25 protein-coding genes and 2 pseudogenes are annotated in these 25262 nt (G+C 42.0%); 24 read left to right on the top strand and 3 right to left on the bottom strand.

The features are described 5' to 3' along the window. Positions 1–81 precede the first annotated feature (81 nt). The 5 genes and pseudogenes from DWX59_RS06195 to DWX59_RS30325 all read left to right on the top strand — a co-directional run bounded on the left by DWX59_RS06195 (position 82) and on the right by DWX59_RS30325 (position 3480). The gene (locus DWX59_RS06195; protein ID WP_117557037.1) at positions 82–867 is read left to right on the top strand and encodes an abortive infection system antitoxin AbiGi family protein; all 786 of its coding nucleotides are present in this window, start codon (positions 82–84) and stop codon (positions 865–867) included. Positions 868–869: 2 nt separating this feature from the next. Further along, positions 870–2105 (top strand): abortive infection system toxin AbiGii family protein, encoded by a 1236-nt coding sequence (locus tag DWX59_RS06190; RefSeq protein WP_117557035.1) that lies wholly within the window; start codon positions 870–872, stop codon positions 2103–2105. A 519-nt stretch (positions 2106–2624) separates the two neighbouring features. Next, positions 2625–2726: pseudogene (locus tag DWX59_RS30335) on the top strand (DUF7695 domain-containing protein); the annotation flags it as partial. A gap of 58 nt (positions 2727–2784) precedes the next feature. Next, a pseudogene (locus DWX59_RS30330) lies at positions 2785–3231 on the top strand (recombinase family protein); the annotation flags it as partial. 15 nt (positions 3232–3246) lie between these two features. Beyond that, positions 3247–3480, top strand: a complete 234-nt coding sequence (locus DWX59_RS30325) for a recombinase family protein (protein ID WP_165642915.1) — start codon at positions 3247–3249, stop codon at positions 3478–3480. 707 nt (positions 3481–4187) lie between these two features. On the opposite strand, the gene DWX59_RS06175 is transcribed toward DWX59_RS30325, so the two are convergent. The 3 genes from DWX59_RS06175 to DWX59_RS06165 form a co-directional block, all read right to left on the bottom strand. Beyond that, the gene (locus DWX59_RS06175) at positions 4188–5381 is read right to left on the bottom strand and encodes a site-specific integrase (RefSeq protein WP_117557033.1); all 1194 of its coding nucleotides are present in this window, start codon (positions 5379–5381) and stop codon (positions 4188–4190) included. 78 nt (positions 5382–5459) lie between these two features. Then, positions 5460–5663, bottom strand: coding sequence for an excisionase (locus tag DWX59_RS06170; protein ID WP_015527885.1), 204 nt, complete (start codon positions 5661–5663; stop codon positions 5460–5462). Beyond that, positions 5663–6724 (bottom strand): replication initiation factor domain-containing protein, encoded by a 1062-nt coding sequence (locus DWX59_RS06165; protein WP_276519246.1) that lies wholly within the window; start codon positions 6722–6724, stop codon positions 5663–5665. Before DWX59_RS06165 ends, DWX59_RS06170 begins: the two co-directional genes overlap by 1 nt. 494 nt (positions 6725–7218) lie before the next feature. On the opposite strand from DWX59_RS06165, the gene DWX59_RS06160 reads away from it, so the two are divergent. The 19 genes from DWX59_RS06160 (at position 7219) to yiaK (ending at position 25255) form a co-directional block, all read left to right on the top strand. Then, entirely contained in the window at positions 7219–7890 is a 672-nt protein-coding gene (locus DWX59_RS06160; protein ID WP_008393244.1) for a helix-turn-helix domain-containing protein, read from the top strand. Between the two features lie 370 nt (positions 7891–8260). Next, on the top strand, positions 8261–8875 hold the full coding sequence (locus DWX59_RS06150; RefSeq protein WP_008393242.1) for a helix-turn-helix domain-containing protein: 615 nt from the start codon (positions 8261–8263) through the stop codon (positions 8873–8875). A 305-nt stretch (positions 8876–9180) separates the two neighbouring features. Further along, positions 9181–10206, top strand: a complete 1026-nt coding sequence (locus DWX59_RS06145; protein ID WP_117557032.1) for a PDDEXK nuclease domain-containing protein — start codon at positions 9181–9183, stop codon at positions 10204–10206. A gap of 1234 nt (positions 10207–11440) precedes the next feature. After that, positions 11441–11944, top strand: a complete 504-nt coding sequence (locus tag DWX59_RS06140) for a GNAT family N-acetyltransferase (RefSeq protein WP_235844923.1) — start codon at positions 11441–11443, stop codon at positions 11942–11944. Between the two features lie 94 nt (positions 11945–12038). After that, positions 12039–12515 (top strand): GNAT family N-acetyltransferase, encoded by a 477-nt coding sequence (locus DWX59_RS06135; RefSeq protein WP_117557028.1) that lies wholly within the window; start codon positions 12039–12041, stop codon positions 12513–12515. 38 nt (positions 12516–12553) lie between these two features. Next, complete coding sequence (locus tag DWX59_RS28530; protein WP_147325766.1) at positions 12554–12880, top strand: hypothetical protein; 327 nt, start codon at positions 12554–12556, stop codon at positions 12878–12880. 146 nt (positions 12881–13026) lie between these two features. Further along, positions 13027–13380 carry a DUF2200 domain-containing protein gene (locus DWX59_RS06130; protein ID WP_117557026.1) on the top strand — a complete coding sequence of 118 codons (354 nt, stop codon included), beginning with the start codon at positions 13027–13029 and terminating at the stop codon, positions 13378–13380. Between the two features lie 99 nt (positions 13381–13479). Beyond that, complete coding sequence (locus DWX59_RS06125) at positions 13480–14061, top strand: helix-turn-helix domain-containing protein (RefSeq protein WP_117557024.1); 582 nt, start codon at positions 13480–13482, stop codon at positions 14059–14061. Positions 14062–14368: 307 nt separating this feature from the next. After that, positions 14369–15868: a methyltransferase domain-containing protein gene (locus DWX59_RS06120; RefSeq protein ID WP_117557022.1), complete on the top strand. Its 1500-nt coding sequence runs from the start codon at positions 14369–14371 to the stop codon at positions 15866–15868. 83 nt (positions 15869–15951) lie between these two features. Continuing rightward, positions 15952–16308, top strand: a complete 357-nt coding sequence (locus tag DWX59_RS06115) for a hypothetical protein (RefSeq protein ID WP_117557021.1) — start codon at positions 15952–15954, stop codon at positions 16306–16308. Between the two features lie 61 nt (positions 16309–16369). Further along, entirely contained in the window at positions 16370–16540 is a 171-nt protein-coding gene (locus DWX59_RS28640) for a hypothetical protein (RefSeq protein ID WP_165642315.1), read from the top strand. 127 nt (positions 16541–16667) lie between these two features. Next, a complete protein-coding gene (locus DWX59_RS06110; protein WP_117557305.1) occupies positions 16668–17669 on the top strand; it encodes a nucleotidyltransferase domain-containing protein in 1002 nt (333 codons plus the stop codon). After that, positions 17669–18439 (top strand): nucleotidyltransferase domain-containing protein, encoded by a 771-nt coding sequence (locus DWX59_RS06105; RefSeq protein WP_166460169.1) that lies wholly within the window; start codon positions 17669–17671, stop codon positions 18437–18439. Before DWX59_RS06110 ends, DWX59_RS06105 begins: the two co-directional genes overlap by 1 nt. Positions 18440–18546: 107 nt before the next feature. Next, on the top strand, positions 18547–19575 hold the full coding sequence (locus tag DWX59_RS06100) for an aromatic acid exporter family protein (protein WP_117557017.1): 1029 nt from the start codon (positions 18547–18549) through the stop codon (positions 19573–19575). Between the two features lie 244 nt (positions 19576–19819). Further along, positions 19820–20206: a DUF3788 domain-containing protein gene (locus DWX59_RS06095; protein WP_330665944.1), complete on the top strand. Its 387-nt coding sequence runs from the start codon at positions 19820–19822 to the stop codon at positions 20204–20206. A 69-nt stretch (positions 20207–20275) separates the two neighbouring features. Beyond that, a complete protein-coding gene (locus DWX59_RS06090) occupies positions 20276–20749 on the top strand; it encodes a GNAT family N-acetyltransferase (protein WP_117557013.1) in 474 nt (157 codons plus the stop codon). A 96-nt stretch (positions 20750–20845) separates the two neighbouring features. Continuing rightward, positions 20846–21682: an endonuclease VIII gene (locus DWX59_RS06085; protein WP_117557011.1), complete on the top strand. Its 837-nt coding sequence runs from the start codon at positions 20846–20848 to the stop codon at positions 21680–21682. Between the two features lie 156 nt (positions 21683–21838). Next, positions 21839–22828, top strand: coding sequence for a LacI family DNA-binding transcriptional regulator (locus DWX59_RS06080; RefSeq protein WP_117557009.1), 990 nt, complete (start codon positions 21839–21841; stop codon positions 22826–22828). Positions 22829–24244: 1416 nt separating this feature from the next. Beyond that, complete coding sequence (gene yiaK, locus DWX59_RS06070) at positions 24245–25255, top strand: 3-dehydro-L-gulonate 2-dehydrogenase (RefSeq protein WP_202048808.1); 1011 nt, start codon at positions 24245–24247, stop codon at positions 25253–25255. Positions 25256–25262 lie beyond the last annotated feature (7 nt).

Raw genomic sequence — 25262 nt, 5'->3', positions numbered from 1 at the left:
AAAAAGGTGTATATTGTAGTAGGAAAGAAGTAAGAGAGTATGGTAAACTATGGATAAAAGAATACTAATGGAGGATACCTAATGGATCAACCAGTTTCGATAACAGGTATGACTTTAGCAAAAACATATACCCCACCTATTCAAAGTGCAGATACGTTATTTCACTTTGTTGGAAAAATAGATTATTTGTTAGATGCTATTGAAAGGGATGCGCTGATTCCAAGATATTGTGTTGAAACAATAAATTATTTGAATATATCGTATAAGGAAATTGCATACCCAATGTTGTGTTTTTGCGATATCAATTTACATAAAATAGAAAATCATATGGGATTTTATGGTAGTTATGGTATTGCATTTTCCAAGCAATGGGGGATAGCAAAGGGAATTCAACCGATACAATATATAAATACTCAGTCTAGTTTGAAGAATGATTTTACAAATGCATTTGAAGAAGCAGTTTCAAGCTCTTATACTGATAAAGTACAGGATTATTTGTTGACACAGATGTATTTTTTGAAACCTATAGAGGGTGAGATGCTTCGTGATGGAAAGTTAGAACATAAAAATTTTACCGACGAATGTGAATGGAGGTATATACCAGATGCTTCTTCACAAAAATTTCCGAGTGTTTTAACAGGAAGTGGTATAGTGCAAAAAGAAACATTAAATAAGGGGATTAGGTTTACAGATCAGTTGTGGCTGAAGTTTAATCTGGAAGATGTAAAATATATAATCATCCAGAATAAAGCAGAATTTGATTTGGTAGCGGACAAAATCTTAAAAAAGGATTATATAGATAAATTTGAAAAGATTTTTCTTATTTCAAAAATCATAATTTGGGATGATACGAAAGGAGATTTTTAATAATGTTTTCTGATTTTAAAGCGGCATTTAAAGAAAAACCATCGTATGAGTCAGAGATACCAGAGGGAATATTAAAAGCAATAAGTGAGCCACTTCCAGAAGGTTTTAAATATGTAAATGCAGAAAATGGCATTTGTAGGATTGAAACAGACGGGAAATTTGTAGTTGGGTCAGGCGGTATTAAATTACCTGAAAATGCAAAAGAGATATTTAATGATAAGATTAGTATGGATGAATTATGGACATATTTATATAATTCTCAGCAGCAGGCAGAAATTTTACCGGACAAGAATGGTTGTTATGAAATTAATGGAACTGCATTTAAAGCTAGTGATTTACTTGTAGCACCATTTAAAAATAATATAGTACAGGAGTCAACACATTTCTATATGGTTCCGCCAAAGTTTCCAGAAGCACATTCAATAGAGATAGGTTCAGATAAGTATAGACGCAATATAGTGATTCAACAGAAAGCCAATAATAGTTTTACAATTTTTAAATTTGCTTCTATAGATGATGAAGCTTTGAGTATTAGTTTTTCTATTGATTGTAAAACAAATAGATTTACTTTTACTATTGGTGTTTATGAAAAAAGAGCGAAAAGTATAGCTGAAATTGTAAAAGCAAATGAGATATATAATGCTTTTATGACAGGACATGGATATATTTGTGGTGTAAAAGTTCCTCTGGCAGAGGAATATGAAGGAAGTGAGAAACCAGAGGAAGTAGTGGAATTTTGGAAAAAGGTATTAGAGATAGAAAAATATTTGGGAGTAAAATTTGAACCCGAAGAAGAAATTACAATCGGCTTGGTGAATTCTGTTTCAATGTTATATGATTGTCTTATAAAGAAAAAACCTTATAAAAAATATGAGAAATATGAAAATGTATCTGGAAAAGGTTTTCATGAAAAGGTTGGTATAGATACAAATATGATTGGAAAAGAAATTTATTTTGAAATGTGTGCAGAATGTTCGTTAGATATTATGGGAAATAAAATATCTTTGTACCAGTTAATAGGTATTTTTAATGCAGTAGTTGTAAACCAAAGACTGCCGCAAAAAGGAGCAGAAGATGTTTTTTATATAGAGTTAGATGCAAAAGAAGGAGAAAAAATGTATTCGGGTAACATGCTTTTTACAAAAGAAGATGAATTGAAACAGTATAGAGAAAATACAGAACATATACAGGAATTAAGAGAATCCAAAGAAATTGGATTTGTAGAAAATGAAGACTGATTAATTAAATAAGATTGAAGTTATAGATTGTAATGTATGAAAAGCAGAAAAGGAGATTTCTTGTTGGAGAACAATAGGTTATAGTATCTGGCGATAAAATACGAAATTATATTTATATAGTGTATGGAAAACAGATCATACGTGATAGAGGCTTGGCTACGATGTGAGGCGCTGAAACAGAGCATTGTATCAGACAGTAAATTAAATAATGAGGGTATTGAAAAATTTTGTTTTCAACTTAAGCTCAGTGGTGGGAGGGTAAATTTTTTTATAAAGGGGTGATTTCCGTTAAAAAGGGGTAAGTGGGGTAAAATTAATGAACAAATTCACCATACCATTATGGATAAAAATGCTTTCGCCATGTAGTATAAATCTTCGGTTTCACCACACTGCTAGTCCATCGTCCTGTTGCAGCGGGGTGGGGTGAAGGGATATAGGGGAAATCAAGATGGAGAAAATATTGAAAAACTGTATTTAGGGTAAGGCGCGTGGAGATGTGATTAAGTCTCCTGCGGTACCTGTAGCGTAGATGGTGGCTTGGAATATCTGCGAAGGGTAGCAGATGATAAGGAAGGTTATGTAGAACTGTCGATAACAGAGGAAATGACTGATACAAAATAGTATGAGGAAATGCAGACGTAAGGGCGAAAATGCTTTTGCGTCTTTTTCTTAGGGCGAGGTGAAATGTTTTGTGAAGAAAATCAGATTAATACCTGTTCCACCTAAAGAACCAAAGCGATTGAGAGTAGCTGCCTATTGCCGCGTCAGTACAAGGAGTAAGGAACAACAAGCAAGTCTGTTTCGACAAATATGGGCGTATATGAATCAGATATTGAATAATCCAAATTGGGAATTTGCCGGAATCTTTTATGATTTTGGAAAAAGCGGATTGAGGAAAAGAGGGCGTACAGGGCTGGAAAAGATGCTAAAGCAGGCGGAGGCAGGGGAGGTAGATTATATACTCACCAAATAGGTAAGCAGAGTGTCGAGAGACACGTTAGAAATTCTAAATATAGTCAGATATTTAAAGGAAAGGGGTATTTCCATGTATTTTGAAAATGAAAAGCTGGATTCTATGAATTCCGAAGCTGAGGCGTATATTACATTAGCGTGTGCGGTGGCACAGGAGGAGAGCAGAAATATGAGTGAAAACATGAAGTGGACGTTTACTAGAAACTTTGAACAGGGGATTTTTACAAATTATAAGGCATTTATGGGATATAGGTGTGTAAATGGAGAATTGGAGATAGTGCCGGAACAGGCAGAAGTAGTGAAACAGATATTTGATTTATATCTGGCAGGGAATACCTTTGCACAGATTAAGAGAGCGTTAGAAAAACAGAAGATAACGACGGCAACAGGAAAGCTGGGATGACACGACCATTCGGATTTGATAAGGTGCAATAGGAAATGTTTAGAAGGGCGAGGTTAATTGCTTATGAAAATGGGGCACAGGTAAATAGTAGGAATCGGTATAGCAGTAAGTATCTGTTAAGCAATCTGCTGGTTTGTGGAAACTGTGGCGCAGGATTCAGGAGAAGGACATTGTGTTTGCAGTCTGTATTCTAGCAAAAATATTTCAGGAAAAGTGAAAATACGAATGGAAAGTGTGACAATATCAGGCACACTGGGAAGCAGGAGCGAGAAGCATATTATCATATTCAGTAGCAGGTGCAGGAGAAAAAACGTGATATCAGCGAGAGCTGTCACTGAGGAATCGTAAGGCGGTATGAGAGAGGTGCTGTTCAAGTCTTGGAGAATAATACCATCGTGACTGTTGAAAATTAAATGATTTAGCCCCAGTTGCGGATTAAAACTCCGTATGAATTATAAGACATTAAATGAATAAACGTGGCAGAAACCTTTATTGTAAGTAATGATGTTTAGGGTTATATGTGATACAATATTTATGTTAAATCATATATGTCTTTTTGACTATCTTTTTATATCTTCTTAAATGTCCGCAAAGCCTTATTTTATAGGCTCTACGGGCATTTTGCTTTTGTGGTAAACCTCACATATCTAGGTCTATCTTCTTATATTTTCGCTATCAAGCGTGGTTAAAATCGTGGTAAATACTTCTTATGCGATTAGACGCTGAACCTCTGATTTTGCGGTATCTATGGACGCATGAGCATACCAGTTCATTGTGATACTGATGTTTGAATGTCCCATGATATACTGTAAATCTTTCGGGTTCATGTTCTTGCTTGCCAGTCTTGTGCAGAACGTATGGCGTAGCGTATGTGGTGTGATATGTGGCAAGGGGTTATCCTTGTGGTGTTTGTTATATTTCTTTACCATACGGACAAATAAGGCGTTGTAATCAATCGCAACTTTAGGATTGCCTTTCGGATTGACGAACAGAAAATCTTTGTATCCGTCTATCTCTATCAGTTTCCCTTTTGTGCGTTTCCTTATGACCCGTTGAAATGCCTGTATCGTTTCTCTGCTTAATGGCACTTGCCTTATTCCGCTTTTTGTCTTAGGCGTTTCAATATAATAGCCCTGTTCCTTGCTCTTTAATAACTGGTGGTCGATAACCACAACCTCATTCTTGAAATCAATATCGGCTACTGTCAGTCCGCACAGTTCCGAGATACGAAGTCCTGTCTTTAACAGTATCAGCACATCATCATAATACTTGTGATACACGTTATCCGTCTTGATGAATGACAGTAAGGCTTGTTCCTGTTCCTCTGTCAATGCTACTTTCTCTTTGGTATCATTTTCTATGATTTCACTTAACTTGAAATTAAAAGGGTTTTTCCTTACACAATCGTCTTGTATGGCGATATAGAATGACGCTTTTAACGAGCGTTTATGGTTGTTAATAGTGTTATAGGAAAAGCCTTTGTCTTTCATGCGTAACGCCCATTCTTTAGCGTCAGAGGGCTTGATTGTATCAATGCTCCTAGCACCTAATTTGTCCTCTTTCAATAACCGCATGAGTTGTTCCCGTTGTTTCTGTGTGCTTTTCTTCACATTTGCCCTTTGTGCGTTCTGTTTGGCATAAAGTTGGCAAAGCGTCATTTTCTTGCCTGTGCTGTCGATACCGTCCTCAATATCTCGTCTTATCTGCTGTTCCAGTTCTCGAAGTGAGGGTTTTTCCCGTTTTCCCTTTGGTGTCGGGTCTGTGGGTGTCAATCTCCAAGCATACACATATTTTGTGTTTCCAAATGCGTCTACATATTTATATAAGTATTTCCCGTCTGTTCGTTGGCTCTCTCCAGTATGCAGGATACGACCTTTGTTATCCCGTCTTTTTTCTTTCATGGTGTCTGCTCCTTTCCTTGTTGGAAAGAGCCTTGATATGACTTGTGTTCATCATAACACATACAAGGCTCATTTGCATTAGATTGCGTTCAATTTGTCAATGACCTGTTCAAATTGTCGGCGTTTAATCTGTATGCGGTTGCCATTCATAATGAACCAGCCAGCGTCCTTGTTTTCCTCTGCCAATCGTCTTAACTTGTTTTCTCCGATACGGAAATACCTTGACGCTTCTTCAATGGTAAGGGTGTATTTTTCCCATACAGGAATATCGTTGTTATTCATCAGATACCCCCTTTCCCATGTTTCGTGTCATACTGGATATAGGGAATAAGGTCGGTGCGGTTTATCCTCTGTAAATGAGCGGTTAATTTACTGGAAAGGGAATTGCTGTATCTTGCCTTATCAAGCATAGTTCCCACTTTTTCCAGTCCACCTAATGCGTCATGTTCTTCCAAGAAGTAAAAACTTTTGACAGCGGAAATCACGCCACCCTCTGTGAGCCATTGCTGTGTTTCTTCAAGGGAATTTTGCTGTTTTGGTACTTGCAGTTTTAAGACTTCCACAGCCCCTAAAAAGCGTTCCCAAAACCGACAAGTTTTCCACCTGCTCTTATTACTTTCGTTTCTGTTTGGTACGACAAAGCGTAGGTTGTTTGCCAATAGCCCGAAAGCCAGTTCTCCAAGTTCCAGCGGTCTGTCATTGAATGTCATGGCAAAAGCATGAGCCTTATCATCACGCAGTTGCATTTCTGTCCGTTTCCAACTGCCGACTTCCTCAAGCGTCTTATTATGTTTTGAACAGACTTCCTTATCCTTATCATAAAAGCGATAGGACAATCCCGATTTTCCAGCACCGATATAAACAGTCTTTGCGGTGTCGAAATCATCAAACTTGCTTTCGTCAAAGTGGTAGCCCTCACTATTAGAAATAAATTCCTCTTTTTCGCATTTCTTCTTTATCTGCTCTATGGTAAAGAATGGCTTTTCGTTCTTATCATCAATGGCAATATCAAGTCTTGTGAAATGGAAGTTATCCAGTCCGTATCTTCGCTCACAGCGTCGGAACATATCACCAAAGGTATAATTCCTACTGTCGAGAATACGGAAAATATCATCACACCCTCTGCCAGTCATAACAAGATAACAGCCTAACCCTTGTGGGTTATCCTCTGTTTTTCTTGCGTCCCCCGATACATAAATATCTCCAATCTGCCAGCGTGCTTGATAGGTTTTGTATTTAATGCTTGCCGGATAGACATTGAAAATATCAGTCGGTAAACCTAAAATGTGCATGATTACATCTTCAGTGGTTGCAGTATCAAATACAATGCTGATGTAATCAATCTTAACGGATAAATTTTTGTGTGTAGTTATAGTGCATTGCTCCTTTCGTATGCCCCGTTTTTTGCGGGTAAAAATCGTGTTTTTTCCTTTATTTATCACAGTTTCTAGGTACTATGACATGTATACGCAGGGCGGTGTTACATATACGCCCTTTATGAACGCCTAAAGGCGTTCCCTTTCTTCCTGTGTCTGATCCGTTCTTAACGCTCACGAGCCTTGTAAGACTCGTGGCTAAACGGAACAGCCCCAGTCAGAAACCTTATTTTCGGTCTGATAGTCCATGCTTATTCATGCTATCAAAATGAAAATACATCTTTTCTATGCTTACTCAAGCGTGTGATTGACCCTAGCGTGCTTAATCACCCTATCTAATACGATAATAACGCCATTAGAATTACTTGTCAAGAAGTTTTGATTGACTTTTTGATAAATATTAAGTATGATATGCTTATAAACACCGAGAAAAGCAACGAAAGGAGCGGTTATACTAAGTTATGGAACATTATGAAAAGAAAATCAGTTTCTTAGGAGAGAATATACAGACCATAAGAAAACACAGAGGAATGAAACAACAGGAACTTGCGGATAAAATCGGTATCAATATGCAGAGCCTTTCCAAGATTGAACGGGGTGTGAATTATCCTACCTTTGACACATTAGAAAAGATAATGGACGTGCTGGGAGTAACGCCCAATGAATTATTATCAGGAGAATGGAAGTATATTGACCACACCGAACCATATATCATGGATATTATCAAACGGGAACAGGACTTCAATGTTTCCTTAGATTATCTGTCTGAAAATGAATTTTTCAATGATGAAAAAGAATGCAGATTTTACATGGAAACCAAACTCATACAGTATATCCATAACTACATTACCAATGAGGTTACGGAGTTAGAAGAACTTATGGAAATCAAGCAGTTGATACAACGTCAAAAAATAGAACGCATGATGAAAGTACATAAGGAAATGCGAGGGTTAGACCGATACAGAGAACAGCCCAAAGAGTATAAATACCATGACCCTTATGATGACTGGATATTCCGTCAACTTGCGGACATAGACAGCAGAAATAACATTCCCGACACTTCGCCACAGTTAGATTTTGATGAAACGGACTATGAAGATTATCTGAAAGAGAAATGGAACAGAGGTCTTTAATTTTCCTCTTGAATGAAAGATACAGCAAACAAAAAGCCCAGTAAAGAGTGCAAAGCACCACCAATGGTGGCAAGGCTCTTGACAGGGCTTTTTCTTTTCTGTGGTTGGTAATCAAGAGGAAGAAAGAAAAAGTGTGTATTTTTCAAGACAGAAAAATGTCAAGGGGGGGTGTGCTGATTTTTGTTGTGGCGGATATATGGAACTGTTATAATATGGATATGTTTAAATTACGTTATAAGCAAGAATATTCTGCTGATTTGTCAAAAAACATCATTGCAACTGCCAGTTGACATATTTCCATATCTAAATGGTGGCTATGCAACTGATAATATTGCTAAAATTACACCATGAAAGAAAGGAGTGTTAGCTAATGAATATGGCAGACAGAATACAATATTTAAGGAAATCAAAAGGAATATCACAAGAGGAACTTGCGGATAAAGTTGGAGTTTCAAGGCAGGCCGTTTCCAAATGGGAAAGTGAACAAAGTACGCCTGACTTAGAAAAAATAATTATAATGAGTGATTTTTTTGGAGTAACAACTGACTATATCCTAAAGGGAATTGAACCAGTAGCAGACAAAGAACAAAAAAATAAAGAGCTTACGAGTAAGGTACTTTATATATCATCAACAGCTTTTGTTGCTATTGGGCTGTTTTGTGCATTTGGTAATTGGTATGCAGAACAAACAATGGAAGCAGTTTGGGGTTCAATGATTATTCAAGCTATAGGGATTGTTGGATATTTTATAGCGAGAATACTATCGGAAGAAAAATCCCCCTTTTATGTAAATTGGCTTAATATAATCGGAGTTGCTTTTATGCCTATTTCTATGATTACAGGATATATTTCAGGATTGGTTTTCAAACTAGAAGGGTGGATTGCACCTTATCCGATAGGAATATTTCATACTTTAGTTTTCGTGTTAGTATTCTTTGTAGTTGTGATTGCAAGCTATATTATTCTAAAGAAACAAACAAAATAGTGATTACCTTTATTTTGCAAAAGCAGTTAGTCTTAGGATTGACTGCTTATTAATAAAAGACACCACTTCAATGTGTCAATGGTGTCTTTTTAGTGCTATTTTATCGTCATATCAAGGCTCGTTTAATCGTGGTATATTCGTGGTAAAATGAGTGTTTTTCTATACTTCGAAAAGCTTGAAAGTGTAATATTTATAGGGATAATCAAAAATCAGATATAAAGTTTATGTGAAAATGACAGCGAAAGGACTTGAATATTGATTAAAAAATAAAACTCGCACCACTGGTGCGAGAAATGGAGAAGTATATGGAAAAGCAGGAAATTGTAGGTTATGAACCTTTTATTAATGAACTGAAAGAATTAATACAGAAAAAACAATACCGCGTTTTGCAAACGGTTAACGCTGAAACGATAAATCTTTATTGGGAAATAGGGGAGGAAATTTATAAACAGCAGAAAGAAAATGGATGGGGAAAATCCATTGTACAGGTATTATCAAAGGAATTACAGAAGGAATTTCCAGGAGCCAAAGGTTATTCGGCCGCCAATCTCTGGAGAATGCGTAACTTTTATCTGACATATCGTGATTCGGAAAAACTCGCACCACTGGTGCGGGAAATTAATTGGAGCAACAATATAATCATCATGGAAAAATGCAAAGATAATCTGCAAAGAGAATTTTATATCCAAATGACGAAACGATATGGCTGGACGAAACGGGTACTGACAAATTTTGTGGAAGCCCAAACCTATGAAAAGTATTTGCTGAATCAGACTAATTTTAATTTGACCTTGCCTAAGGAGCGAAGAGCGCAGGCAAAGTTGGCGATAAAGGATGAGTACACTTTTGATTTTGCCGAACTATCTCCTGAGTATTCAGAACATGAATTGGAAATACAACTGGTAAACAATATTAGGGCATTTTTGATTGAATTGGGTGGCGATTTTGCATTCATTGGAAATCAGTATCATTTAGTGGTGGGGAGCAGAGACTTATACATTGATTTGCTGCTTTTCCATAGAAGGTTAAAAAGTCTGGTGGCCATAGAACTGAAAATAGGTGAATTCGAAGCGGAATATGCCGGCAAGATGCAGTTATATCTGACAGCATTAGATGAACAGGTAAAATTACCGGATGAGAATCCATCCATTGGCATTATTATTTGTAAAAGTAAGGATAAGACTTATGTAGAGTATGCTTTGAAACAAGCGAATGTGCCGATTGGAATAGCGACCTATCGGTTAAGTAATATATTGCCTGAAGATATGAAAGCAATGCTGCCGGAACCAGAAGAGATAGCAAAGAGACTGCGAATCTTTGAAAGTGAATAGATTAAGATTTTGTGGAAACCCTTCGGAAAAATATGACTCATTCATGGTATCTGCTTGGCAGACAAAGAGTCTACGGGATATGGCGACCTGTATTGTGAAATTGCTGACCAGATTAGGGTGCTGAAAAGGAAAGTATTTAAGTGTATTAGGGAGATACAGTTGGTCAAGTTCTACGAACAGTGGACGTAGGATATGGGTTATATGCAAAAAGCGCTTCTTTAGAAATTGGTGAAAACGAAAATATGATAAATTTTTACTGTATCAGAAAATTGACATGATGTTTATGAAGAGATAGAAAATGACAACATTAGAAGGATTTATATATTATTGTAATGAACCAGAGCCTGTTGGAGCATGACTTGAAAAAGCAATTGGAACAGACTCATGCCGTACTAAGAATTTTGCTGTTTGGCCTTCCTACAACAGAAGCAATATATGAAAGTGTTAATTCAGCGTGGATGAATGCCTATTTAGAAGATAAGGGATGAGATGAAAAAGTGAAACTTTAGGGAAGTTTAAAGATAAATTATCCAGATTGCCATGGACAGAAAATATTGAAAATGTTGTATCCTTTAATCCGGCAAGATTTTTTTTGTGCGTGGTTATCTGAGATTGATGAAACACTTTCAGAAAATTTTTTAAATCCTGATATTAACTGGAGTATATTATATCCAATTCCTTAAAATATTAAAAATAATCAATCGCTAATAGCCTGTTAGAGGTGAAGGAATATAAATGGAGAGATAAAACGAAGCGAATATATCAAGAATGTAAGAGTTATACTATGACAATTGTTACAAGAAGACTTACTCCTTGGCTTATCAAAAACTCCTATATAGTCCTATAGGTTAAAAAAAGAGGAATATAATTGTATGTTTTTGGAAAATAAAGAAGATTGTTTCCATTATGCGATTTATTTTTAGAAGGTTTATCATGTCTTATACAATGCATAAAGATGGAGTTTCATAAAAGGAGAAGCCATGGAACAACAATTTTATGAGCAAATTAAAAGAATTCTTTCAGAAGCCAAAAACAAAGTATACATAATATTGCAATAGGATAATTTACAACTAAGCCAACAGTCAAGACGTTATAGATAGAAAATCAGATACCGCAGCCAAACGGAAGTGTCACTCATAAATAAGCAGTTGGTAAAGCAACGGTATCCTAATTATGGACGTTTTATCCTAAGTGCAGTAAACTGGCTATAGAGAAAATATAGAAAGCTGCAGAGGTGGACAAAGTGGAAATCCGGTATATTATACCTACGGATGACAGGACTGCAATCAGTAGGATATATGAAGAAAGTTGGAAATATACATATAAAGGTATAATTCCACAGGATTATCTTGAGTCGATTCCAGAGGGCCGTTGGGTTACAAATTTAGAAAACCCCAATTGGAGTACGCTGGTTTGCGTTGACAATGGAAACATTGTGGGCACAAGTAGTTTTTGTGAATCACGGTTAAATCAATTTAGTGGATGGGGAGAAATTATTTCCATTTACTTACTACCGGATTATATGGGCAGAGGTGTTGGTAAGGTTCTTTTTCAGTCAGTGGTTGCCGAATTGATGAAAATGGGTTATAGAAATATTTATTTGTGGGTACTTGAGGAAAACCTGAGGGCAAGAAGATTTTATGAAAAAGAAGGATTTTCGGGAACTGATGACTATTTATATGATAACATCGGAGGAAAAGATGTGCGTGAAATCCGATATATTTATCGCGTAAGATAGTATGCAATTCATTGGAGGCCGATAAGAAGGAGGTACTGATATGTGTGGAATGAAAGCCGATTGATAAATATACTTTCATAAACCGGAGGTATCCATGGACTATATAATCAGAGAAATATTACAAGAAGAATATGGCCTGCTTGAACATTTCTTGTATGAAGCTATATTTGTGCCTGAAGGCATGGCCGCCCCGCCGGAATCAATCACGAAGCAGCCTGAATTGCAGGTGTATTTAACGGATTTTGGGGAGAAAAAAGATGATATAGGTTTGGTGGCAGAAGTTGATTCGAAGGTGGTCGGAGCTGTCTGGGTCCGTATTATGAATGATTATGGACATGTAAATGATGCAACCCCTTCGTTTGCTATTTCCTTGTATAAAGAATACCGGGGACTAGGGATAGGAACTGCTTTAATGAAAGAAATGCTCTGTTTATTAAAACAAAGAGGATATGAACAAACCTCACTTGCAGTACAAAAAGCAAATTATGCGGTAGGGATGTATAAGAAAGTAGGATTTGAAATTGTTGATGAAAATGAGGAAGAGTATATCATGGTCTATCATTTTCAATGAAAATATTACTGGTTTCTGAACTGTAATATGTTAGAGGAGTGATTGAAAATGAAGATGCCGGAAAAGACAGGACCTGCCAGATATATCCTTTTGCGGGATTAACTGCCCGGTTTGTTATAGACATTGCTGTTATACACATTACTGTTATAGATATTGCTGTTATAGATATTGCTGTCATAAAAGCCATATGCAGGTTGTTTAAAACCGACCAGGGAAATCCAGGGCATTGTAGGAACTGCACGATGAATGGTCGCTTGGCGGAGCGGCAGATTACATATTATTTTGATGGCCTGAATATCTCTTTAAGCAGATTAAAACGGAGGGAAAAAGTTATAATACTATCATGCTGGATTGAGTGGAAATAGCAATAGAGTAAAAGAACAGGGTAAAAGAACAGGGAAGATATGTATCCCTGGTACGGTAAAAAGAACGATATACCTGCCCGGAATGTGGTGGAACGTAATGTGGTGGAACATAATGTGGAGGGAATTCATTATGGGAGATTTAAACAATGGAAAATGAAAAAGTCTATCGTATGAGCTTTGCAAAAATATATTCTCTTTTAGTAAATAAAGCAGTGAAAAAGGGAAGGACCGTAGATGAGGTAAGTGCAGTTATTTCCTGGCTTACCGGTTACAGCGGGGAAGACATAGTGAAAGCAGTAAATGAATCCGTCAATTACAAAGAATTTTTTGAAAATGCCCCGGAATTGAATCCAAACAGGAAATTGATTAAGGGCCTTATATGCGGAATACGAGTAGAGGATATAGAGGACCCGCTCATGCAGGAAATACGGTATTTGGACAAGCTGGTTGATGAACTGGCAAAGGGGAAATCCATGGAAAAAATACGGAGGAACGGATAAGTGGATTGTCTGGCCGGATTCGATTCTACGGACCGTAGGTTGAGCAAAACCACATTAGGAAATACAATATACTCATAATAACGAAAAGAGGTATTTATTATGGGATATGTAACAGGCGGCACAATCAGGATATTAAGGGAAAAAAGGAAGCTTACCCAGAAAGAGCTTGCAGAAATCATCCATGTAAGCGATAAGACTATTTCTAAATGGGAAACGGATAAAGGGCTGCCGGATATCAGTATGATTGACGAACTGGCGCGGGCGCTTGGTGTGTCGATTGCGGAATTGTTGACCGGGGACCTGAGGATAAATGAAAACCGGTCCGCCAACATGCAAAGAGTATATTTTTATGTCTGTCCTATCTGCGGCAATATCGTTACCGCTGTGGGACAGGGGAGTTTTTCCTGCTGTGGGATTACGCTGCCAAAGCAGGAACCGGAACCAAGTGGGGAGGACCATCTGATTTGTGTTGAGACCGTGGATGATGAGCACTTCGTGACAATGGATCACCAGATGGGCAAGGAACATTATGTTTCCTTTGTTGCGTATGTGACGGCAGGCTCTTTGGAGATAGCTAAATTGTACCCGGAACAGGATGTTTCTGTACGTTTTCGGAAAAAGGGGCATGGATTTATTTATGCCTATTGCAATAAGCATGGGATGTTCCGGATACGGATATAGGGTTCTGGAACACCTGCTCCCCGGACACAGACTCCCCAAATATAGTCCACCCGAATATAGTTTCCCTACAAGGTTTCATCCAAAGAAAAAGATTAAATAATCATAAATCCGGAAAAGAAGGGCAAAGGAATCAGATTGTCTCTTCTTTTTCTTCTATTAAGGGAAAAGATGCGCTATAATATAAATCATGCATACTTATTTATGTGTCTTGCAGGAGGAATATTTGTTTCATGACTCTTCCACGGATGATTAAATATGGAAAGCAATAACAGCGGCAACTATAAATATAATAAACACAAGGAGAACTATGATACAGGAATTATGGGAACAGATCCAGAATGGACAGGAAGTAAGACAGAATCTCAGTAAAATCAGACAGGTAATAAAGGATAATGGGGAGCGGAGGAAGCTTTCAGCCCTTTTGGAAGGGGAGGAGACGGTCCTCATCGATTTACTGCGGTCAGAAGATGCCAAAACCAGAAAGAATGCGGCGCTGCTTATGGGGGATTTAAGGAATCCGTCTTTTTTGGCGCCTATCTGGAAGGCCTATCAGGAGGATGGGCAGAGGTTTGTTAAGAGTTCTTATTTGTCAGCCATAGGCAACTTTGATTACAGGGAGTATATGGACGCCATAAAGGAGCAGCTGGCTGCGCTGGAAAAGGAAGAGGTGACAGAAGAGAACCAAAAGCATCTTATGGAAGAGATGAGGAAGCTGTCGTTTCTGATTGTCCATATAGAAGGGGTTTCTGCCCACAAATTTATTGGCTGGGATAAAGCCTATGATATCTTTTTGATTACCAACCGAAATTACCGGGAACTGGTTGGCAATGAACTGATGGAGCTGGAACCAAAGGCAAAAATAAAGCTTATGGGAGCAGGCGTCATGGCAAGGGTTACGAATCTTAACTGGATTAAGGGCATCCGTACCTATCAGGAACTGCTGTTTGTGGTAAGGGGCATGGAAACCAGTGAAATGGATCCGGACAAGATTGCCCGCACGGTTGTTGACTCGCCGCTGCTGATCTTCCTGTCAAAAAGTCATGAAGGGAATCCGCCGTATCATTTCCGGCTGGAGTTAAAGAGTAAGAAGGATTTGGGCCAGAAAAGTGTGTTCCTGAAAAAGGTGGCTTCTAAGATTGAGATATTATCAGACAGAAAATTGATAAACACAACGGAAAACTATGAATTTGAACTGCGGTTGATTGAAAATAAGCTGGGGAACTGCAATATCATGGTAAAGCTGTATACCCTGAAGGATACACGGTTTTCTTACCGCAGGGATGTGATGCCTACCAGTATAAAACCGGTTAATGCAGCGCTGACCGCAGCGCTTTCAAAGGAATACATGAAAGAGGATGCGCAGGTCCTGGATCCTTTTTGCGGAGTGGGAACCATGCTGATTGAACGCCATAAAGCAGTCAGGGCCAATTCCTCATACGGAATCGATATCCAGGAAGAGGCCATATTGAAGGCCCGGGAAAATGCAGAGGCGGCACGGCAGGTCATCCACTTTATTAATCGGGATTTCTTCCAGTTTACCCATGACTATCTCTTTGATGAAGTGATTACAAATATGCCGTTTAAGATTGGGCGGCTTACGGACGATGCGGTTTATGATATCTACAAACGGTTTTTCCAGATAATCCCTGACTTTTTGAAAAAGGGTTCCATCCTGATTTTGTATACACATAATAAAGAGCATGTGGACCAGCTGACCTTCCGCACAGGCTTTAGAATCATAAAAAGCCATGAGGTGTCGAAAAAGGAGGGAACCGATGTCATAATCCTCCGTTATGAAGGAAATTAACCGGCAAGTTACTTGTATGGCCCGGCCTTCCCGGTATAATGCAGGGCAGATTCCAATATACTAAATAAAAAAGGCTGATATAGATGTTGACAAAGCGATACATCGTTATATTTGCAGGTCTGGGACCGGAGAAATTTACGGAGGATGTCTTAATCAAGACATGGGAGGATGTGGCGGACAGGATTTACCTTGAGACCGGGATTTACATAAGTGCAAGACTGGCCATGTCATATATGATCTGCGGCGACCGCAGGGGCTGCGACCTCAAAGGGCCCACTGCGGAATACACGTCCGTATGGAACCCCGTGGAGGTGGAAAGTGAGGCGGAGTTCCACAAAACATATATCAGGGTAGTGAAGGATGTAAGGAAAGTTTTTGACAATCCATATATGGGTATATCCATTGAAGAAATAAGCTTGTATTATTTTTTAAAATTATAGGGTTTGTACCGGATTGTCCTGCATACCATGCCGGGCTGGCGGCCATACTATCACTGAGGTGATGACAATGAAGCAGGGAGAGCAGGAATCCACAAAGGAATTGGAGGCCCGGGCCAGGGAGGTTGAGACATTTAACAACCATTGGACGGACGGCGAATTCCTGGGGCCTAATACAATGAGGCAGAAAAAAGATATTGATAAGTACGGGGCAAAAGAAACAGAGGAGTCATGATGACTCTTCTTTTTCTTTTAATATGGGGATGGTTACGTTATAATGGAAGCGGAAGTGATTCCTTTTCAAGTTGACCAAAAACAGGGAGGACAAGCAGTTGGCATATTATCCGGACTTCAAACACCTTATGACCACCCCGCAGTACGGCTTTCTGAGGACCGAGCCAAGGCTGGGCAGACGGATCATGCTCCTTGGGCTGGGCGGAAGCTATGCCTATGGGACGAATAACGAAAACAGTGACATTGATTTCAGGGGAATTACCCTGAACATGCCCTCAGACCTGATTGGGCTGACGGATTTTGAGCAGTATGAGGACAGCGGTACGGACACGGTTATCTATTCATTTAATAAAATGGTGAAGCTGCTTCTGGAATGCAACCCCAATACATGTGAAATCCTGGGCCTTGACCATGACCAGTACCTGATTAAGTCAAGGCTTGGACAGGAACTTCTGGACAACAGGAACCTGTTCCTGTCCAAACGCGCCGCCAAGTCCTTTGGCGGGTATGCAAGCGCCCAGCTGCGGCGCCTGCAGAATGCCATTGCCAGGGACTCCATGCCGCAGACAGAGCGGGAACGCCATATTTTTAACTCGGTGAAACATGCATTGGAGGATTTTGAGCGGCGGTTTGCTGATTTTGATAAGGGCAGTATCCGTCTCTATATTGATAAGGCGGAGAACCCGCTGCTGGAGACAGAGATATTTGTGGACGCCCATTACAGGCACATGCCTCTTCGGGATTATGAAAATATGTGGTCCATCATGCACAGCGTTGTAAAGGATTATGATAAGATCGGCAAGCGCAACAAAAAGAAGGATGATAACCATCTGAACAAACACGCCATGCATCTTATACGGCTGTTCATGATGGCAGTGGATATCCTGGAAAAAGGGGAAATCCGTACAAACCGGAAGTCTGACCTCAATCTGCTGCTCAGGATACGGGCCGGAGGATTCCAGAAGGAAGACGGGACCTTTGACAGTGAGTTCTATGACATACTGAGGGACTATGAGGAACGGCTTGAAATGGCAACAAAGAATACAACCCTTCCCGATAATCCGGATATGGAAAAGGTGGAGGCATTTGTTGAATATGTGAACAGGAAGGCCATAGAGGGGGATTACTGATGATGGGAATCATTGATGAAATTCAGATGAAATTAAAGGAGATTGAAGAACAGGAACATGTGACAATACTCCACGCAGTGGAATCCGGGAGCCGCGCATGGGGATTTGCTTCACCGGACAGCGATTATGATGTCCGGTTCATATACGTAAGGACCATGGAAGATTATCTGCGCCTGGATGAGCCGAGGGATGTGATAGAATGGCAGATGGATGAAGTGCTGGACATCAATGGATGGGATTTGAGGAAAACCCTGAAGCATTTTCACAGGGGAAATGCCACTTTGTTTGAATGGGGGAATTCACCTGTGGTATATAAGACAACAGATACCTGGAGCAGGATCCACGATGCCGCGTCACCATGTTTTTCGGTAAAAGCAGCAATCCACCATTACTGCGGTACGGCTGGGAATACGTTTAGCCAGTTCCTTCAGGAGGATCTTGTCAGATACAAAAAGTATTTTTATGCGCTGAGGCCATTGCTGGCCGGGCGTTATATACTGGAACACCGCTGTCCGCCCCCGGTGCTGTTTGATGACCTGATGAAAATGGAAATGCCGGTGGATTTACGGGCGGGTATTGAGGAGCTTCTGGAGATAAAGAAGAGAAGCGGCGAAAGCCAAAGGGGAAAGCGGATTCCGGTTATCCAGGAGTTCATTGAACAGGAACTGGAACGGCAGAAGGCTGCTGCATCCGCCCTTGGTGATGACAGGATGGACGGCTGGGAAGAACTGAATCATGTTTTCCTGGAAACCCTGGAAATGCTGGATTGATACTGATATTGGGTAAGCGTTGTAAATACAACGTTTCCGTTGTGAGCATGATTTCCAGATAAAAGGAATTATAAGGACCGGACATGGTAAGCTGAAAGGATTTATGGATGAACCGTGGTTTAAATGGATTGAAAATCATAAAAATTGCAGGAGGAAGCCTTCTGGCCATGGCGGCTGCGGAATGGCTGGGGCTGAATTACGCTGCTTCGGCCGCAGTGATTACCCTTTTAAGCATACATGACACGAAACGGGAGACAATCCGCGTAATGGCAAAGCGCATGGCGGCCTTCCTTGTGGCCCTTTTGCTGGCGCCGGTGTGCTTTTACTGGCTGGGATATCGTCCCATTGCGGTAGGCGCATTCCTTCTGGTTTTTACCCCGGTGTGCACATTGCTGAACGTGCAGGAGGGAATATCGGTGAGTACGGTGCTTATGACCCATTTCCTGACCGAAGGCGCGGTGTCGGCAGGCAATATCATAAATGAGGCATTGTTGCTGCTGGTTGGAACCGGGGTGGGGGTTGGGATGAACCTGTATATGCCCGGAAGGACCGGGGTAATACGGCAGAAGCAGCACCAGATTGAGTCGCAGTTTAGGTGTGTCCTGGCTCATATGGGCGATATCCTGAATGGGGATGGACCGTGTGGCAGCAGACTTCCGGAATTACAAACTGAAACCGTATTTTCCAATCTGAAGGAAATGCTGACACAGGGGGAAGAGGATGCGTATAAGGAAATGGAAAACCGGCTGCTGGCAGAGACGAAATACTATCTGGCCTATATGGGGCTTCGGAAAAACCAGCTGTTGATCCTGCGCAGGATTCAGACGTACCTGGAATGGCCTGATTCATTTCCAAAGCAGGCGCGGTATCTGGCCAGGCTTTTTATGTCGGTCAGCAGTTCCTTCCATGAATATAATAATGCCCGCGGACTGTTGGAGGAGCTGGAAGATGTAAAGCAGCAGATGAGGCTCCAGCCCCTGCCTGTGACCAGGGAGGAATTTGAGGCCAGGGCGGTCCTGTTCCAGGTCCTGCTGGAATTAGAACAATTCCTGGTATTAAAACGGGATTTCGTGGACGGACTTACCCAGCATGAGATACACTGCTTCTGGCAGGCGGATGAAGGGGGTGGCGGCTGAGGCCGATGCTGTCTGTTATGCTGGTACACATATTGGTATACAAAAGTAGCATAAAGAAACGGTATACAGAAACGGTATGCAGAAGCAGTATACAGAAACAGCATATAGAAAAGGCATACAGAAACAGCACACAATAATGACACACAGATGTCATCTTTGCTCTGATAAGATTGGTAAAACAGATGAAAGTGGGGAATTGGATATGGTTTGGCATGAAACTTATCCGGCGCATTGCCAGCCGGATATGAAGCAGATCCGGGAATTTGTAGATAGCCCGTATTGGGAGCAGTTGTGCAGTTATCTGCAAAAGACATACGTCACATCGCCCAGTATTGAATACAGCAGATGTTCCATGCAGACAGGCTGGAATGTAAAGTATAAGAAGGGTTCCAGGGCCATCTGCACTCTTTACCCGGATAAGGGGTATTTTATCTGCATGGTTTCCATTGGCGCCAAGGAGGCGGCTGAGGCGGAATTAGTAATGAAGGGATGCTCGCCTTATCTGCAGGGACTGTATGAAAAGACGGTTCCTTTTAATGGGGGAAGATGGCTCATGATAGAAGTAAGGGATAAGGAGACATTGGAGGATGTAAAGGAAATGATTGGGGTGCGGATGAGAAAGAAAAAATAGAGGAAATGGATCCGGCGGTGTCTGCGGCGCTGCCTTTGAGAGGGCGGATATGAGGGGGTGAGGGAAGTTGTGTTTATAAGGAGATATCAATCCGGGGACTGCAGGGAACTGGCGGAATTGTTTTACAATACGGTGCACGGTGTTAACTGCCGGGACTATACAAAAGAACAGCTGGATGCCTGGGCCTGCGGTTTGGTGGATATGGAAACATGGAACCGGTCCTTTGAGGAACATTTTACCGTGATTGCACAGGCAGAGGGCCGGATAACCGGATTCGGTGACATGAGCGCGGATGGGTATCTGGACCGGCTTTACGTGCACAGGGATTATCAGGGAAAAGGGATTGCCTCCGCCCTGTGCGGACGCATGGAGCAATGGATACGCGGGCAGGGAAAGGGAAAAGGGGAACTTGTGGTCACAACCCATGCGTCCATTACAGCCAGACCCTTTTTTGAGAAAAGAGGATATCATGTGGTAAAGGAGCAGCAGGTGGAGCGCAGGGGAGTGGTCCTTATCAATTATGTCATGATTAAAAGGCTATGATATTTTTGGGACGTGTTTAAGGAATCCGTTCTGTCAGGTGCGTGCCCTGCATTGTGGGAGAGCAAGACAGTACAGGTGGAAAAAGGAGGCTGCAGCATGATTGAGTTACCGGAGGCATTGACTTATAAGCGTGAACTGGAGGAATTTACTGTGGGCAAAGTAGTGGATAAGGTTCTTGGGCCGTCCTCGCCCCATAAATTCTGCTGGTTCAATGGGGAACCGGCTTGTTATCATGAACACATGGCCGGCAGGCGTGTATGCGGGGCCGGGGCCTTTGGGATATATGCTGAACTTGAATTAGAGGATGGGGTGCGCCTGGCGTTTAACGATGGGGTCAGCGTGCGGCTGATGGGACCAAAGGACAGGCGGCCTGCCAGATACCAGCTAATGGTGGATTTTACGGACGGATATACCCTGGTGTTTTCCGTGTCCATGTATGGCGGGATTATATGTCACAGCGGGAATTATGATAACGAATACTATGTTAAAAGCCGGGAAAGCGTTTCGCCTCTGAGCAGTCTGTTTGACAGGGAATATTTTCAGGGACTGATAAGCGGCGTGAAGCCGTCGGCCAGCGCAAAGGCGTTCCTTGCCACAGAACAGAGGATTCCGGGATTGGGTAACGGATGCCTGCAGGATATCCTGTTCCGGGCCGGGTTGAATCCCAGGAAGAAACTGGAAGATTGGTCTGACCGGGACGGGGATAAGGTTTTTCATGCAATCAAGGATGTGATGGCAGACATGACGGAACAGGGCGGCCGCGACACGGAAAAGGACCTGCTGGGCAATGCAGGAGGATACAGGACGCTTATGTCCAGGAACACACTGGGCAGGGGATGCCCTGTCTGCGGACAGGAGGTTGTGAAGGAGGCTTATCTGGGCGGGACTGTGTACTATTGCCCTGTGTGCCAGCCATTGGATTCAGGCAGATAAGTCATAAGGCGGGACGGCATCAGGCCCAAATCAGCGCCGGATTTGGCAGGAAACCCGCTCCCAACTTTACACTTGCAGGAAAACAGCCCTCATGCTACAATATTTTTAGTATAAAATCGATTGCAAAATATTGCTGCATGGAAGGGGCAGGGAAGTATGACCATATACGATATAGCCAGGATGGCCGGGGTTTCTGCCAGCACGGTTTCACGGGTTGTGAACAATAAGCCGGGGATTAAGGAGGAAACCAGGAAGCAGATACTGGCCTTGCTGGAACAATACGACTATAGCCCCAACGAGACTGCAAGGGGACTTGTGAACAAGGCCAGCCGGATGATAGGGATACTGATTGCGGATATCCGGTATGCACATCATGTGGATATTGCCTATTATATTGAAGAGGAGATGGGAAAGCATGGATACTGCAGCCTGATCCTCAACACAGGGCTTACGGATGACAAGAAAGTGGATGCTGTGAAGGTGCTGGAGCAGAGACGTGTGGACGGGGTCATACTGGTGGGGTCCACCTTTCAATGCGATGCAGTAAAGCGGGCTGTGGAGAGCGGCCTTTCAAAGGTTCCGGTGGTGATTACCAATGGCTACCTGGACCTCCCCAATGTAAAGGGGGTATTGGTGGACGAGAGGGAGGGAGTGGGGCGCTGCGTGGAAATGCTCCACTCCAAGGGCCATGAAAAGCTGGCATTCGTCCTGCCAAACCATACCCCAAGCAACCTTTCCAAACAGCAGGGATTCATACAGGCAATGGAAAAAAAAGGATGGGAAAGGGAGGGGATGTGGCTTTATGAATGCCCTACCACCCTTGAAGACGGGTATGCCATGATGGAGCGGATCCTGGAGGAACATCCGGATGTGGAGGGAGTTATCTTCGGGGAAGACTTATCCGCGGTCAGTGCAATCCGCGTCCTGCATGACAGGAAGATAGCGGTGCCTGGACGGGTGGCGGTCATGGGCGTGGATAATTCCAAGTATTGTGATATCTGCTACCCTAAGCTTACCTCCCTTAATAACCGTCTGGTGGAAATGAGCCTGGAAGCAGCCAGGATTCTTCTTGACAGTCTGGAGGGAAGGGAGAATCCTGACCGGATTATGTTGTTTTCACGTATTGTGGAGCGTGAGAGCACATGATGCGCAGGCCGGGGCATATGCAGGAGATGGGGAATGGAGATGGAGTAGCGGACCGGAGACGGAATAGCGGATTGGAGATAGAACTGCGGACCGGAGACGGCGTAACGGATTGGAGATGGAACTGCGGACCGGAGATGGCGTAACGGATTGGAGATAGAACTGCGGACCGGAGACGGAGCAGCGGATTGGAGATGGAACTGCGGACCGGAGACGGAATAGCGGATTGGAGATGAAACTGCGGACCCGAGATGGAGTAGCGGACGTAAATGGGAACCACGGATGAAGACAGAAGCGAAATGGCTGGCAATTCAGGAATCATGGGGAATGGACAGGGGTATGCGTGCTGACAGCGCTGCTCCTGTTTTTTTCTATGGCAAAATAGCTGGAATCTGATTATGGACCGTGGTATATGGGCGGTAGGATGTGAGTCATGGAATATGGGTGATGGGATGTGAGTCATGGGATATGGGCGGTGGGATGTGGTCGATGGGATGTGGGCGGTTAGATATAAACGATGGTATATAAGCCATTAATTATCTACATTGCCCTATACCCCAAATACATATAGGGGATAAATGTATCAATCAGGGTGCCGGGTAAACATATGCAATCAATGAATATCGATTGCAATTTATTTATAAGAAGAAATGCCTGAAATAACCGTAAACCATCCAATAAAGTAATATTGCACAAAAATTCCCAACAAAATACGTAAAATTAGACGATGAAAAGGCACTTGAAATCAGTAAAGGCATATGCTATCATTAATACATGAATAGCAATCGATTGCAAAACTAATAGAGAATTTTGATTTGACGGAAAAGAGAGAAGGAATACATAATATTAAGGCAGTTCGGGCCGGGGAATTTGGGGATGACTGCCTGGAACAGATACAAAGGGCCATAGGGTACATTTGGCGCTGCAGGAATACGGCTGAGTGCTTCGTGACAGATATTTTGTCAATATCATTTGAGTATAAACTTATAATGAATATCGGTATCATGGGTATTTGGTATGAGAAATGATTAGTAGGCAGTGAACAATGGAAAATAAGTAATAGCAATAGGAAATAGGAAATAAGTAGTGAGTAGTGGGCAATAGGCAATAGGCAATGAGCAGTGATTAGTGAGTGGTAAGCAACAGGCAACAGGTAATGAGCGGTGAGCAGTGAGCAGTGAGCAATAGGTAATGAGTAATAAGCAATTATCAATAAGCAATAAGCAACATGCAATAACCATGGACAATAGACAATAATCAACCAATATTAGATAATAAACAATATGCAGCCAACAGTAAACAAGTATAACAACCACAGGGCATGTATAACCATCAGGAGGCAGGCCCTATTATTAAGAACATTTTAGCAATCGATTGCAATAATAAAAGGCAGTCACAAAATCATAAAATCAGGAGGATATGAAGATGAAGAGGGTTCCCTATGAGACAATGGTAAATGAATTTAAGAGGGTTCTTGTAAAGAAAGGGTTTACTGAGGACAGGGCAGAGGCCGCGGCTGTGATTTTCGCACAGAACAGCCTTGCAGGTGTTTACTCCCACGGCCTGAACCGTTTCCCAAGAGTGGTGGAATATCTGGACAAAGGGGAGATTGACCCGGATATTGTAGCTGAATGCGAACTGCAGATGGGGGCATTTGAGCGGTGGAATGGCCACAGGGGGTTTGGACCGCTGAATGCCAGGCTGGCAATGGACAGGGCGTGTGAACTGGCTAAGGAGTATGGAATCGGCCTGGTTGCACTTGGCAATAACAACCACTGGATGAGGGGCGGAAGCTATGGCTTCCAGGCAGCGGATAAGGGATGCATCGGAATCTGCTGGTCCAATACATGTCCCAACATGCCTGCATGGGGCGGCAGGGACCGGAAAATCGGCAACAATCCAATCATTTTCGCGGTTCCAAGGAGCAATGGGCAGCATGTCGTGATTGACTGTGCTGTTTCCCAGTTTTCCTATGGCAAGATTGAGGACTGCAGGTTAAAGGGAGTCCAGCTTCCCGTGCCAGGGGGATACGACACCAATGGAAACCTGACCACGGACCCGGCTGAGATTGAAAAGACCTGGAGGGTGCTTCCCATGGGTTACTGGAAAGGAAGCGGGATTTCCATTGCGCTGGATCTGATTGCCACTGTGCTGACCAACGGCAATTCCGTGCAGCAGATTGGAACATTTGGCGATGAGGTTGGGTTGACGCAGATCATGATTGCCATTGATCCGGCAAAGGCCAATGGCGTAGAACTGACAGATGGGATTGTGGACCGGATTGTTGCGGATATCCAGTCCTCTGAACCGGCGGTTGAGGGCGGGAAGGTACTTTACCCAGGTGAGCCGGAATCCCTGTCCATCCAGGATAACCTGGCAAACGGAATACCGGTCATTGAGGAGAAGTGGGAGCAGGTACTGGCAATGTAATGGCCAT

This window comes from Enterocloster aldenensis (genome assembly GCF_003434055.1).
Taxonomy (GTDB): domain Bacteria; phylum Bacillota; class Clostridia; order Lachnospirales; family Lachnospiraceae; genus Enterocloster; species Enterocloster aldenensis.
This window is presented reverse-complemented; position numbering and strand designations above follow the sequence as displayed.